The organism is Candidatus Synchoanobacter obligatus, assembly GCF_024259865.1.
In the GTDB taxonomy this organism is placed as follows: Bacteria; Pseudomonadota; Gammaproteobacteria; order Comchoanobacterales; family Comchoanobacteraceae; genus Synchoanobacter; species Synchoanobacter obligatus.
Map to the genome: position 1 here is coordinate 113356 of NZ_JAKUDN010000001.1, position 13958 is coordinate 127313.

Annotated in this window: 14 protein-coding genes; 7 read left to right on the forward strand and 7 right to left on the reverse strand. The window is 40.4% G+C overall.

Annotation, left to right across the window (positions count from 1 at the left end; all coding sequences use genetic code 11):
* Positions 1-12: 12 nt before the first annotated feature.
* The 3 genes from MKS91_RS00550 to MKS91_RS00560 all read right to left on the reverse strand — a co-directional run bounded on the left by MKS91_RS00550 (position 13) and on the right by MKS91_RS00560 (position 3713).
* On the reverse strand, positions 13-1461 hold the full coding sequence (locus tag MKS91_RS00550; RefSeq protein WP_258568900.1) for a hypothetical protein: 1449 nt from the start codon (positions 1459-1461) through the stop codon (positions 13-15).
* 84 nt (positions 1462-1545) lie between these two features.
* Positions 1546-2499, reverse strand: coding sequence for an ankyrin repeat domain-containing protein (locus MKS91_RS00555; protein WP_258568901.1), 954 nt, complete (start codon positions 2497-2499; stop codon positions 1546-1548).
* Positions 2500-2588: 89 nt separating this feature from the next.
* The gene (locus MKS91_RS00560; RefSeq protein WP_258568902.1) at positions 2589-3713 is read right to left on the reverse strand and encodes a cation:dicarboxylate symporter family transporter; all 1125 of its coding nucleotides are present in this window, start codon (positions 3711-3713) and stop codon (positions 2589-2591) included.
* Positions 3714-3767: 54 nt separating this feature from the next.
* Between MKS91_RS00560 and MKS91_RS00565 the strand changes: the two genes are divergently transcribed.
* Together MKS91_RS00565 and MKS91_RS00570 are read left to right on the forward strand one after the other, a co-directional pair.
* A complete protein-coding gene (locus MKS91_RS00565) occupies positions 3768-3965 on the forward strand; it encodes a hypothetical protein (protein ID WP_258568903.1) in 198 nt (65 codons plus the stop codon).
* A gap of 262 nt (positions 3966-4227) precedes the next feature.
* On the forward strand, positions 4228-5427 hold the full coding sequence (locus MKS91_RS00570) for a thioredoxin family protein (protein ID WP_258568904.1): 1200 nt from the start codon (positions 4228-4230) through the stop codon (positions 5425-5427).
* A 216-nt stretch (positions 5428-5643) separates the two neighbouring features.
* On the opposite strand, the gene MKS91_RS00575 is transcribed toward MKS91_RS00570, so the two are convergent.
* Both MKS91_RS00575 and MKS91_RS00580 read right to left on the reverse strand, forming a co-directional pair.
* Positions 5644-5835: an ankyrin repeat domain-containing protein gene (locus tag MKS91_RS00575; protein WP_258568905.1), complete on the reverse strand. Its 192-nt coding sequence runs from the start codon at positions 5833-5835 to the stop codon at positions 5644-5646.
* Between the two features lie 227 nt (positions 5836-6062).
* On the reverse strand, positions 6063-7325 hold the full coding sequence (locus MKS91_RS00580; protein ID WP_258568906.1) for a hypothetical protein: 1263 nt from the start codon (positions 7323-7325) through the stop codon (positions 6063-6065).
* 141 nt (positions 7326-7466) lie between these two features.
* Between MKS91_RS00580 and MKS91_RS00585 the strand changes: the two genes are divergently transcribed.
* The 3 genes from MKS91_RS00585 to MKS91_RS00595 all read left to right on the forward strand — a co-directional run bounded on the left by MKS91_RS00585 (position 7467) and on the right by MKS91_RS00595 (position 10666).
* Positions 7467-9257 carry a DUF4116 domain-containing protein gene (locus MKS91_RS00585; protein ID WP_258568907.1) on the forward strand — a complete coding sequence of 597 codons (1791 nt, stop codon included), beginning with the start codon at positions 7467-7469 and terminating at the stop codon, positions 9255-9257.
* 84 nt (positions 9258-9341) lie between these two features.
* Complete coding sequence (gene tsaB, locus MKS91_RS00590; RefSeq protein ID WP_258568908.1) at positions 9342-9866, forward strand: tRNA (adenosine(37)-N6)-threonylcarbamoyltransferase complex dimerization subunit type 1 TsaB; 525 nt, start codon at positions 9342-9344, stop codon at positions 9864-9866.
* Positions 9867-9931: 65 nt separating this feature from the next.
* On the forward strand, positions 9932-10666 hold the full coding sequence (locus tag MKS91_RS00595; RefSeq protein WP_258568909.1) for an ankyrin repeat domain-containing protein: 735 nt from the start codon (positions 9932-9934) through the stop codon (positions 10664-10666).
* Here MKS91_RS00595 and MKS91_RS00600 read toward each other — a convergent pair.
* Complete coding sequence (locus tag MKS91_RS00600; protein WP_258569129.1) at positions 10663-11232, reverse strand: cytochrome b; 570 nt, start codon at positions 11230-11232, stop codon at positions 10663-10665. The genes MKS91_RS00595 and MKS91_RS00600 overlap by 4 nt on opposite strands.
* A 375-nt stretch (positions 11233-11607) precedes the next feature.
* Here MKS91_RS00600 and MKS91_RS00605 point away from each other — a divergent pair, with 375 nt between their 5' ends.
* Both MKS91_RS00605 and MKS91_RS00610 read left to right on the forward strand, forming a co-directional pair.
* Positions 11608-12159, forward strand: a complete 552-nt coding sequence (locus tag MKS91_RS00605; RefSeq protein WP_258568910.1) for a hypothetical protein — start codon at positions 11608-11610, stop codon at positions 12157-12159.
* Between the two features lie 228 nt (positions 12160-12387).
* Positions 12388-13608, forward strand: a complete 1221-nt coding sequence (locus tag MKS91_RS00610) for a thioredoxin family protein (protein ID WP_258568911.1) — start codon at positions 12388-12390, stop codon at positions 13606-13608.
* A 75-nt stretch (positions 13609-13683) separates the two neighbouring features.
* Here MKS91_RS00610 and MKS91_RS00615 read toward each other — a convergent pair whose 3' ends face one another.
* Positions 13684-13938, reverse strand: coding sequence for an FtsB family cell division protein (locus MKS91_RS00615; RefSeq protein ID WP_258568912.1), 255 nt, complete (start codon positions 13936-13938; stop codon positions 13684-13686).
* Positions 13939-13958 lie beyond the last annotated feature (20 nt).

The window sequence follows — 13958 nt, forward strand, 5'->3', positions numbered from 1 at the left end:
TGCGTGCTTAAATTACTTCTCTAAGCCTTTAAAGTCCTTTGATGCAAAGATATCCCAGTGCTGGATTTTTCCGTTTACTGTGGCACAAAAACTCAAACGACTTGTTTTTTGGGAATATGGTGGAGAATATTTTAATGATAGCTGGTCAGCAATGGCTGGTGCTGCTAATTCACAATAATCATCCTGAGCCAATGTCAAACCACCAAGAACCTTGGTACTTAGAAAATATTGATTAAGGATCACTGCCCATAGCTCTAATGGCAAATTAATAAGTGAATCGTCGCCCTCTCGCCTAGCATCAATGCAAAATACTGTTTTGATAATTTCGTTAAGATTTCTTAAGAAAGAAGACTGCTTAAGTCGCTTAATCACTCTAGACTTCAAACCCAGTTTGATACATTCTTGTAAAGGCCACTCTGGTGTCACATCACTTTCTAAAACGGCTACGCAACCAGGTCTGCTAGACCAAATACTGCCATCAACCTTTAAATCGCCATGCTCAACGGTCATTGTATCCATTGGTAACCCAGCCTGCATCATTAAACCTAATGCCTTAACATCCCTTTCTTGAACCGCCGTATTGGCCAACTCGGTGCCCAATAAACCATTGAATCTATATCGCCCACATAACATTCCTGCGCCAATCAATAGTCTCAAGAAGACCAAGTGCCCGCCGCGCTTTTCCGGTTGATAATAGCCCGGCCAATACGAAAGAACACCTAAGAGCGTGTTTTCTTCACCCGGTCCTGCCTGTACCGTCGCATCAAGGTCTGCACCTCCATTTAAAAACATCTCAAGCAAATCTAGTGACTCGGCAGATAGATTTAATCTTACCTCTTCACACAAAGCAATAAAATTACTACTGTTGCTAATCAGGCTTGGGTTTGCCTTCACCATCTCTTTTGCTTCACTAAATTTAAATGGATAAGCATTGATCAACGCTAAAAAAGCACTCGTTATACCACCTTCAATCGTTACCTGTGTAACACCTGTGTTGCCGGATGCATATTGATCAATTTTTTCCCCAAACCATTCATATGACCATGCTGGCGGCGCTACAGGCATCCTCTCGGCATCCATAAGCCTTAAAGGGGTCAACTTTTTATACTTAATGCGCTGCCTCTCTTTGGCCTCAGTGAAAGCTTTTTGGGGAAAGCTTAGGTTAGTGGCAGATAACGCCAGCTCAATACCTCTCCTATTTGGCTCTAGAACATACACAGCCACATAATGCCAAGCTCTCAGGGTCACCCCTCTAATGGGGCTTTCTATAAAAAGATCGACGCCTCTAAGCAATAACAGTCGAAGTATCTCTAGTGACTCAGGTGAATAACCATGATCTCTTACACTCACACAAACAGCAATAAAAACCTCGCTGTTGTTAATTACCCCTGATTTTTGACAGATTAAGGCCTTAGCCTCACCGTACCTGCTTTGCTCAATGCATTCTAATAAATATTCCATAAACTTACCTGTTCGATTCTTCTATAATATACTGTTAATTATAACATATATCTTAATTGACACCAACATAATCTTATATTATGCTCATAATTCACGTTGAGGACGACGAATTGCCATGTCACATTCTTCAATCAAGTACACCTTCATACACTCTTGTTTAAAAACATCATTGAATACCTTCTTTTTGGCGTCATCATAATATACAAGTGATAATGCGCCAACACCACCATCCGTAGCTAGATTAAACATAAGTCTTAACTGACTCCTCACAAAAGGAAATGCCAGCTCACATACGTATTCCTCAGCACCTTCGACTAGTTTCAGACCACATACCGACCTAAGAGTTGACAACCAATAATGATTAATAATGAACGCCCAGATCTCTAATGGTAAATTAACAAGATCGCCATTCGCTCTCCTAGCATCAACACATAGTATTGTTTTAATCTGCGCTTGAATCCTACCTAACAAGGGAGATAACCTAAGCCGCTGAATCACCCTAGGTATCAATCCCAACTTGATAGATTCTGCCAATTGACATTCCGGCATAATGGCTCTTTGCAACACCTCATGGCATTCTGGTTTTGGCTCATACTTTATCGCAAGATCAATAGGCGTCTCACCCAATCCATCTACCATTGTCATGTCTACCCCTGCCTTCTGAAGTAATGCTAGCATCTCAGGATCACCCTGAATAACAGCTGCATGAGCGATTGTGCTTGCAGGGTGCTCCCAGTAATCATTACGGATACCCGCATTGATGAGCATTTGCATAAATGTTCGTGCATGAACAGTCTGAGGCCATGACTCATCATATACCATCGCTAAAACGGATGTTTCACCTCCATACAAAAGATCCAGACAAGCGCCTTGCTGAAGACAGTGTTTAAATACATCGAGCATCTCTTTCTCTTGACTCTGAGCAACTATCGCATGACAGACCTGATCAAATAATACTTGGAATATCCGAGGATCCTTTGCCAACTCAGGATTGACCAATTCATGCTGCCATTCATCAACAGCGCGGCCTTTAATCATTGCTATCAAAGATACTGGATCTATCATTATTATTTCTCATGCTTTTATCTATAAAGCATTATAACATGTTGAATTGACTTCTCTACAATTTATGCTGTTTTCTTAATATCCTTAGAATCAAATAGCACCGTCTTTAATCTTAAAACCACAAATAAAACAGCAATAGATTCACAAACCTCAAACATATGATCTGTTAACAGTGCAAGCGTCATGTAAGTCACACGATAGACTTCAGGGAAGTTAAAGGTTTTCATCAAGGCAGGTACCGATACATAAGGATCTGTAAACATAAAAAATGGTCCAACAGATAAGATAGAAAGGATGCTCGACAAGCCAAAGCTTTCTAAAGTTGCACTGTATACTGGGAAGATAAGATTACCAAGCTCCCCTACCCAAGGAAAGCAAATCACAACCATGGTAATAATTCTTGAAACCTGAACTTGCTCTTCTTGACCATGGTGACGTGATGCTCGAGCAATCAGCGGAATGGCAGCAATACTATCCCCTGCCAGAAAAGTCATTAAGGCCACCGGCATAATCAAATCTAAATACTCTTTCAATGTGACTGATAAGAAGTGGCGATACAAAAATGGAAAAATCACGGCATTGACCACCGCTACAAACAGCAGTGCCAACATAAAGTAGCCAATCGCCATCGATGAATGATCAAACCCTGCAAAACCTAAAAATTTGATAATAACAAAGAAGACCAATACTGGAATCAACAGAAAAATATATTCAAACACGATCGAGACTTGTTTTTGAATGTTTTGAATACATGGCACAAACCTTTTTAGCCTCTCATTTTTTGCGATGATCACACCTAAAATGACTGCGGATAACATCACAAATGGCACTGCCAATGCAACACTCGCTCCTTCAACCGAAAATGTTGGCAACATAAAAGGCTTACCCACACCACTTGAAATAGCAAACCATAGGGCTAGTAATGTGATAACAGCAATCCCCCAAAGCAATAGCACAGACCTGACAAAGCAACCCGCCATTAACTTTAACTGCTCGGCTCTTAGTAATATTACGGCCGTTAATAAACTCAAAAAAGCATTGGGGATAATGGCAAGCTGTAGCACCATCAACATATACCCTACCACATCATCAGCATAGAGCATGTTATCAGGAAACATATACCACCAGACTACTGCAGAAAATACACTGATAAATGATAATATTTGTGTTACATGATACCGATTCACTGTCACCACCAAAAAATAAAAGGATCTTACCAACTAATTCAATAAAAGTATAGTATGATTATATATAAAATTAAACCACTAAAGCCACATCCCATGCAGTGGCTGGAACAACGAACCAACACCTTAGCTCATTCACCAACCCTTACCAATCATGACAATATGGACTCTAAGCCAATGACCAATAGATATTGGAAACCTACATCAATCCATACCACATACACAAACTTAGAAGACACCCTATTCTATACATAAACCAAATATTATTCATATGAAACATATGATCCGCACAAGCCTCAGCACTACATATTTTTTTTAATTTAGATCTTTTTCTAGGTGCTACATACCCCTGGCTAGACTCTGCTTGGAGCATTGAGGCATGAGCCAAGGACCAATAACAGCGGCATGTAGCGGGCTCCAGCCATCATTCCTAATATTAACGAAATAGAGCAAAAAGTTTGAGAAAATTAACTTTAGCACTAAGATAATATGAACACACATTTAGGAATAAGAAAACATGAACATTAGACAGTACTTCATAAACAAACTACGACAAAAGCAAAGCCCGCTGAGCATCACTGCCTCTGCTGAAGATATCGGTTATATTCACGAATACCTTGCGCCGATGAAAGACTCTTTAGGAGAAGACTTCGATACGCTTTGTCATGCTGTATTTACCCTATTCAAAAACCAGATAAGTGTTTTTACCAATGACCAAACAGCTTGCCAAAACTCATTTACAGAGGCTCTTGCAGCTTTGCAAAAAAAGCATCCAGTACTTATGAACATGGAAGAACTGAGCGCGGGAACGAGTCCTGAAGCAATAGCTGCAGCGCAAGAAATGCAGGAAACGCCTGCTATCACCAATTATTTAAAAGTCATGATGCTACAACAGATACTTGTTCGCTACCCAGAACGTGCACAAGCTATCACACAGGATAAAAAAACACCTTTAGAACTCAGTAAGTGGTTAACAAACATTGTTGCGATAAAAGCAACACAAGGGCATGAAGCGCTTGCTGAAACTTGCTCAACGCTCTCTTTTAAGACTTTTCGTTCTTCTTTCCAAATACATAGTGAACTACCAGCATTAGATGAGTTATTATCAATGGACCTGCAAAAAGACTTTGATGAGATAAGTGCAACACTTCCAATGACTCCTAAAACAACACTAGAAGAATTTAAATCTGACATAGTCAGAGTATATAGGGAGTTTGAACAACAGCACGCCGTATTTTCTACTCCACTTATCCAAGAAGCATATGAGGCTTATCAAGAAGTCGTTGCAACGCTTACCAAACACCTGAGCAAGGGGCCAAGGCCACAAAGTCTTTTATCATCAGAGCACGCTTTCGCTCATCTTCCACAAGATAAAGAAGATGTGACAAGTTTGGCTGATTTCCAAAAGTCAGTTATTGAAGCGTCTATGGAAAAACCTGTATTGGTTGATTTCTGGGCTGCTTGGTGTGGCCCATGTAACACACTAAGCCCTATTATTGATGATATCGCTAAGACACATCAATCATTTCTGTCTGTGGTAAAAATTGATGTAGATAAAGCAGGAGATATTGTATCTAGTCAACGTGTACGAAGCATGCCTACATTGACACTGTTCTTCAAGGAAAAAGAAATAGGGCGCATGTCAGGCTTAAAACCTAAAGATGAAATCTTATCTTTTGTTCAAGAGCATCTTTCTAAGGAAGCTGCTCCTAAATAAAACATTACCTGTATTTCGAGAGTGTCTTTGCCCTCGATATACTTATCGTATTTGTGACTGGCAGTTATTCATAGTAATGCCTACGGCACCCAGTTGGTGCGACACAAATATGATAATAAGCTTTTTTGGCTGATTTGATCATACTTCATAACACGCAATCTCTGACTGTAACAATAAATGGTTACATGCTTCATCAAGGATATAGAGATCAGCACTTTATGACAATGCATCTAGTGGGGTTATGACAGTAACATTAGCCTGATCAACAGAGGTACTTTTAACAAGAAGTGCATTAGCAACCTCTAAGTGACCATCTCGTCCAGCGATATATAGTGGGGTTTGGCCTTGTTCACCTGCTTGATTGATATTAGCACCTTCATCAATCATCTTTAGATCACCATTCCGCATAGCCTTAAAAAATTACTCTTCATTATTAATCTCTATTATAATCTTGATTTAAAGCAACTTACCACAGTCATGACTATTCTACAAATAATGCAATATCCATGCTATCTATACGCTTAATTAGGAAACATACGCTATTTTTAGAAGGACCATGAAGCTATGATACTAACCAATTTACACAAACATAGCGCGAATCACTATGACTTGAACCCAATTAGATCATATCGACACTATAAAGTAGCACATGGACTGGCAAGCCGTTCTTTGATCTCACCAATAATATCATTTGTGTCTCTCACATCGTTAGGCCCTGCCTCATCAATTGATGGCGCATTGAGCTTTGAACACACATAATCAACACCATGGGACGCTATTTCTGCCACGCTCCCAAGCCCGTGCTCCTCAAGTTTAAACCAGACAACATTAGCCTGAGTCAATCCGAAGAGTAAATGCGTTTTTCCTGGAAACAGGCTGTCCGAAAAATCAACACCATATTGATCACACCCTTTATAATGACTTGAATAACCTTTGCGGCTATAGGAAGAGTGCGTTCTAAGCTGTGGCAACCAACCATTGCTATAGCCACTCAAAAAATTTCCTGTCTGACGTAAAGATTCATTGATCGGTGCTGGAGTGGGAATATCCTCCATATGCTCAACACCATAGTCGATTAAACAGATTGCATCAAATAATGCTTTAACACGCTTTCCAGCATGCCCCAATAGCGTCACAGATCCTCTTGCAAGCATCACATCACCAGAATAGATAGTTAAAATCTCTTTAATGACCGTCTGACAAAGCATCTTAGCATTCGCAATAGAGCTTGAGCCATACTGATAAGCTATAAATTCCTTCGCGCTTCCCGTAAACAGCAACCACTCATCTAATATCGGCATCTCTCCCTGCACACGAGACAAATCAATCATCACCTCAGAACCGATACGGCGCTCTGTATGTAGCACACTACCAAGCTCCTCCTGAAATCGTACAGTGACTGCTTGGAAGCGTTGTCTATTTAGAAACAGTGGATCCGATACCCTCTCTCTAGAACTATGCTGACGCATCAAGACCCTTGCTGCTTGCTGATCAAATCTGCTAGCCACATAGGTTAGTACTTCATGAACTTTTAGGAATTCAGAACGCGACCATAATTCTTGAATAGCCTGTTTTAAATCCACCACCAACTTTGGCGATAGGGTCCGACCATACATAGGAACCAACAGGTTAATTGCTGTTTCTTCATCGACATGATCTAAGCCAGTTGCCTCATCTTTATTTGGTATATCTGTGTGAACAGGGCACAAAATATCTTTACTAAGCGCCATATTTGGGTTAACAACAACTTCCTTTAGCGGCGTATGAGAAGCAGGTCTACTTTTTATTTTATTTAATGCCCTCCTTCTCTGAAAATAATTAGACACTACCGTCGCAACATTGAAATACCATCCTACAAATCCGATGAATACGACACATACAATGCTTTCTATAATCATTTCTTTCCCTCTAATCCTTTAGAGAGCATCATATCATCTCAGCTCAGATATTCAAGCCACATTGTAACAAATACCCTATGGCATTTGACGAAGTAGAAGCACCATGCTATACCTAATTAAACAGCAGCAAAAGGAACGCATATGACTATAGAAATAATGATAACCATTCTTTTTATTCTTTGTGCCATCTTACTCATTGGTCTTAGCGTACTACCACGATATTTTAGACAAACTGCGCAACACAATGTGGCACCACACCATAGGCTCTCCCTACCCACGAACAGCCACGAGCACCTACCCATCACCTCACCACAACAATATGTGCACCCTTCCCAACCAGCTCCTAACATAAACCCGCCGCCGCTAGCTCAGCAACAAACACACCCAGCAACCCGTGTAGACCCACAACCAATGAGACCTATGAAACGCACACACCCCCCCTCCTCTTCTAGCCCCAAACCTGAAAAAAAAGCAGGCTCCACAGGCGCTACCCTACCCCCAAAAACCCCACCAACCTTAAATAACTTAATGCCATACTGTTGTTTAGCAACAAAAGAGGCTTTCTTAAGATCCTGGCCAAGAAAAGAGCGCTCTGAACTTGGAATGAAGCTATTAGAGTTTACCCGAAATCGCCAATATGAACCCAAACGCCATAACATGCTATCGTTGTCCTACTTATTTCAGCTAGAACCCGATAATACATCCCGAGCAAGAACGTTAACCAAAGCGCTAACCACCCTATTTCACCAAACTGATGAAGTATTAGGTGAAATCTTAGAGTGTAAAATCGACTCACTCAAAAAAACTGATGGGGCAATCCAAGAACTCTATATTGAAGAGCTATATGGACTATCCCAGATTTGTATCACGGTTGCCACGAACCACTCAAGGTTCAAGATCCCACTCTCTGAGTGCCAAAAAAAGTTTGGCCAAGCACTTCGCCATATCAATATTCAATATTCACGAGATGAAGATCCTATGGCTATGGCAAAACATGCTTATGACATCGTTGATTTATTCCTAGATCGCATTGATATGCTCACCTATAGCTTTAGCAATGATGATACATGGCCATTGCAGAATAGCCAGAGAACCATCCTACAACAGCAAACCCAGAGCATGCTGCGGCACTTTTATCAAGACAATCCCACCATATGGGAGGAGCTTGCCAAGCATGCTGAACATTTAAGAGGAATCGTTTATTGCCACTCTGGCTCTTCAAACCCTGTAAGATTCAGATATCAGCGCATACATTTCATGAGTCATTACATCAAACGATTAAATCTTATTTCAAGAGGCTTGATGTCCGGCTTAGTCAGCACCAAACGTGACCCACAAACATGGTCTCAGCAAGGCCTTCAGTATTGCCTGGAAAACCTCAAGGTCTTAATACTTTACCTTCACCGAACACAACAAGTAAATCTTAATATATATAAGCTTATTACAGAACAATTAGGGTTTAACTGGCGACACACACTTTATTTAATATTCTATACAGATACCCCATCAAGAAGAAGAGTACTGGAACGTCTTTACAGAGAAATCCCAAAACTCAAACGTCCGTTACCTGAAGAAGATACCAACTTTGACCAGACGGTTGAAAGCACCATGCTGGTCCAGCCYACCGTTCGTATCGACTTTTACCAACGCTCATTGCAATTCGCATCAGAGGAAAAACGTAACAATAAAGCCCAAGCACTAATGATTTTAGAAGATCATGGTCTTGAGCTGCAATATGTTTCTGATGAACTTAAAGATGACATTGAGGTGGTGAAAACTGCTGTTGCCAGTGCCAGTGATGCCCTCCAATACGCCCATCCAAGATTACAGAACGATCCTGAAGTCTTAGCCATAGCAGCCAATGCACCCAATGGCATTGTATTCCCGGCACCTGACCAAATTGATGGGAACTGCCAAAGCTTATTTATCTGATCATAGATGATTGTCTAATGAATGTTTTGCTTTACATATGGTAAATATGATTCATAATATATTCAAATTCATATTGATAACACCATGATACTTGCGATCGATACCAGCCAAATGACCTACTCTATTGCATTCAATGATCAACTCATTGAATGGCAAGACATTCAGATCTCACTTTATGATCAGCTTTGTGATGTTAATTTGAATGATCTGAGCGGTATTATGGTTAATATCGGCCCAGGACGATTCAGTGGACTGCGCTCAGGCATTGCCTTTGCTCAAGGTCTGGCACAAGCAAAACAAGTGCCTCTCTATGCCGTATCAAGTTTTGAGGTTGTGGCCTCCAAGATCCAGGATACTTCCTTTACCATTGCCCTTGATGCGAGAAAAGATGAAGCGTATATACAGGCTTTTTCTCAAGGGAAACCTGGTGATATCCAACTGGTCTCTCAGTCCTCTTTAACTGACACGTCACTCCTATATGGCAACATTTCACATAGTCAAATCATCACAACAAACGCAAAGTCTATGCTTCATATGGCTCAGTCCATAGCACTTAAGGCAACAGCTCTCAATGCTATTGAGCCTATTTATATCCGTAGCAGCGTTTAATCCAAACCAGCCTTGCATCCTCTCATCAGATACGACACAATACGACAAAGCTACATAGGTACTGCATGAAAAAAACACACCAACCAATCGATGAACAACAATTTTTGCAAGCCATTGCCTCTTATAACTACAAAAAGGTTCACGCTCTTCTCAATGATCACCAAAGCCTTAAGGCGTTAGACCCAACCAAGGCCATTAACCCAATCAATTCTGATACCATTGCGCACAACTTTAACATACGCATGATCTGGCACCTACTTCAGCCTGACAACCATAACATTAAAATCATATTATTAACGAGCTATCCTACTGATCTGCTAACAGCCATTACAGAACATGAACACCTAGCCTGCAAAATTTTATTAGATGCGTATGGTCACTCACAGCTAGCACAAATTTCACCACAATCAACAACAACCAAACAGGCATTGCAACATGCCGTACAATACGGCAACACCCATGCTTTAACTCTTTTGCTTGAATATGGTGCCGATGTCAATACTGCTAATGACAAAGGCTACTCACTCGCTTTATTAGCCGTATATTTAAACCAACCACAATGCCTTGAAATCATTATCAACCATGTTAATTACTGTATGTCTGGCTGCTATCTAATCGATCATCCCGAACTTGATATCGACCATATCATGCATACCTATGGTGAACCACCTAACCATACACTCTGGACACCAGAGCTACTGGCTCTAGCTACAAATAACCAACCTTGTCTTGAGATTCTATATACCCACAAACAACAGTTACTTGAGCATGGCCCTATAAAGCAGACCAAAGGCCCTTAAGTCCTATCGACAAATATACGAGCAAAAACGCCATCTTTTAAATGTAGGTGCCATAATGCCACACTGATATGTACCAACAAAAGTCCTACAATAATCCAAGAGAATATCGCATGCCCATCATGAGATAAGCCTCCAATAAAATCTTTACTATAACAGCTATCTGATAAACAAAATCCCTCTTCTGAAAAGAATGGAAATGCAACTTTACCAAGGCCTGGAAAACTGGGTAAATAACCTGCAGAAGTCGACATCATCCAACCGGTAATTGGCATGGCAAACATTAAGAAATAAAATGTTCGATGTAAAGACCTTGCCGCCCAAGTCTTCCATTTAGGAGTGCCTTCAGGTAACTTTGGCAATGTATTAACCACTCTCCAACCTAACCGAAACGTGACCAATAATAATATAAACAACCCAAAGGTTTTATGGTTACCATAGATACTGGCTTTTTCACTATTTGGTAGCCCTACCATCCAAGCCCCAACAGACAATTGCCCCAGCAACAATACCGCAACCAACCAGTGAAAAAACCTGGCAACAGCTCCATAACCTGATTCAGTATTCATCCAACGCACAATATCCCTCCTAGATCTCACTCCCTACATCATAAACCACTGAACAAATATGCACAAACTTATTTTCTCCACTTCTTAACATCACGAGGAATCTGCCATATCCACATGAAACAACCTTTGATACAGACTCAACTTAAAAAACCTTCAAGGCTATTTATGGTAAATATATCTGACAAATAATTTTTTTATGCTAAAAACAACATTACATAACAAAGATGAGGTGTCACAATGTGTAAATTAGATATAGTAAACTGCTTAAAGCAATGGCTGGCCTCTACGTTTAAAAACTACTTTAAAATATGGGGCTATATTTTAGCTTTCACAGCCGTCTGCATAATACCAATATGTGCGCTAATATTTTCATCTATGATGATTGTGACAAACGATTTTTTAGTGGCTGGGGTTATAATAACTGGTCTGATATCAATACCCGTGCTTCTCATCGTTTTTGGAAGAATGATGTTGAGAATTGCCCGCTCTGAAGCAGTAAAATTCAAAGACTGTCTCTCCTTTGGCTTCAAAAACGGCATGTGGTGGAAAGCGATTGTATTCTTTATTACATACTTATTTGGTATTATGGCTGGTATGCTTCTTTTTGTCGTTCCTGGAATTTACTTATTTATTTCCTGGTGCGCTGCTCTATACTTATTATGTGATGGCAAGGCAGGCCCTATAGAGTCACTCAAGCAATCTCGTCAATTGGTAACAAAAGCAGGATTTTTTAGAGTAATCGGCTATATACTTCTGGCGTCACTCATCATGGCTGCGCTATATATCCCTTTTATCATATTTCCAGGATATGAGTTACTAGCTGCGACTATCCAATTCCTTCTAATACCCGCTAACACTATGTTGCCAATAACACTGTATTTATCCATTACTGACCAACATCCAGACCAAGGTGAGACTAGATCATAAGAAGGACCAATCCTTTAATGTCTAGTCATGACTGAACTGTGGCTTAAATAGCAAGCTGTTTTTATCTATATAATAACAGCAGTCAGGGGTTTAATGGCACCATACCATCCTTGCTGAATGCTTTTAAACTCATGCGCACGTATGCATGCTTATTTTTCCCCTACCATAAGCTTGACAAAGCATCCGCCGTATCCACATAATGCAATAAACGACCTTAGGAGAGAAAATATGCCACTGAATATCGATCAGTATCTTAAAAAGACTGACAGCAGCCAGGATGCTATTAAACGCTATTTGGCCCCTATTTCAGAACTATTTCCATCTTCAGAAAAATTTGATGCATTAGGAGAATTATTATTTGGCATGTTGACCACACAACAATATATTCAGGATCAAATCCAGCAAGCAGGTCAAAACGCCTCTAAAGAGCCACTTTATTTACAGTTCATAATGAATGTAACGCAAGCACCTAAAGAGGTTAAGTACCAACCTGTCTTAGATATAAAACCTTGGCCTCTCATGACATTGATCACTCAATGGCTAGGAAAACGGTCATTATATGCTTCTAATCCTGAGATACAAATATATTGGCAGGCATTACAAGACCATTCCCAAGAGGATCTGCTCGCCACATTTAACACCGCATCTGATGTAAAGCCTATAGCAGAATTCTATCAAAAACTGAATGCTTATAATGAGGCTAACGGTAAAGAGGCTATCGATGCCCAGCCAATCCTTCAAGCAGTTCAAAATCTAGAAGCGTCTTATATAGCAGCCATTATGCCTTATGTAGAAGCACTGTATCATTCTCAACAACAACTGATTGCAATATTAGAACCTATGGTGATGAATGACAAACAACTGCCTATCCCTACCAATCCTTTTTCACATACCAAAATTGAAGGAGAACTGACAGATAGCACCTTTGATACCGACATTAACCCCAAAACTCTCAGCATGGTGGTCTTTTCAATGCCTCATTGCCCCCCATGTGAGACCCAAAAAAAGAATATTAATACAATAAGCAATGATGGTCATGACCTGGATATTTACACCTTGGATATTACCCAAAATCCTGAGGTTGCAAAAAGATATGGCACCACCGGAACACCCACAACACTACTGTTAAAAAATGGTAACATACTCGAAAAATTTGTTGGCCCCAAATCACCAGATGACATGAGGAGCCTTATTGCCAAGCATAATAGAGCATTACCAATGTCCGAAAGGATCGTCTCGCGTCTCGGACTTGAAAGGTGGATATCTCCACCGCAACTTCAAGCTGCTTTTTTCTATCTCACAGGGTTATTCACAGGCTATGTCATCGCCAAGCATGTATACTCTCCATGCGCTTCTTGCACAATGCAACTACCTCCTCCAGTGTTAGTGCCTGAAGAAGGTTCGGAGTGTGCTGGAGAACAAGGCTCTTCGGCAATGTTATCTTGGTAGAAATCTTAAGATCATCAAAGAATATTGGATATCACTGCAGTAGCACGATACTGTGCTACTGCGGCTAATGGTGAACTATAAATCTTGATACCAAAGAACCGTTTCACCAGGCTTAACCATTTCCCACTGGGTTCTAACACCATACTCCAAATACATTGGATCTGATAACAAGGCTTCTTTTTGAAACGTCAGCGTTGCTACCCTTTCTTTTAAATGCGCCAACTGCTGGGCTTGTTCTTTTTGTGCAGCGCCCAATTGTCGATATAATCGGACACCACTTGATGATATGAATATCATATAGGATAACAATAATACCGAAGCCAAAAGCATCCAGTCAAAAATGAATCTGA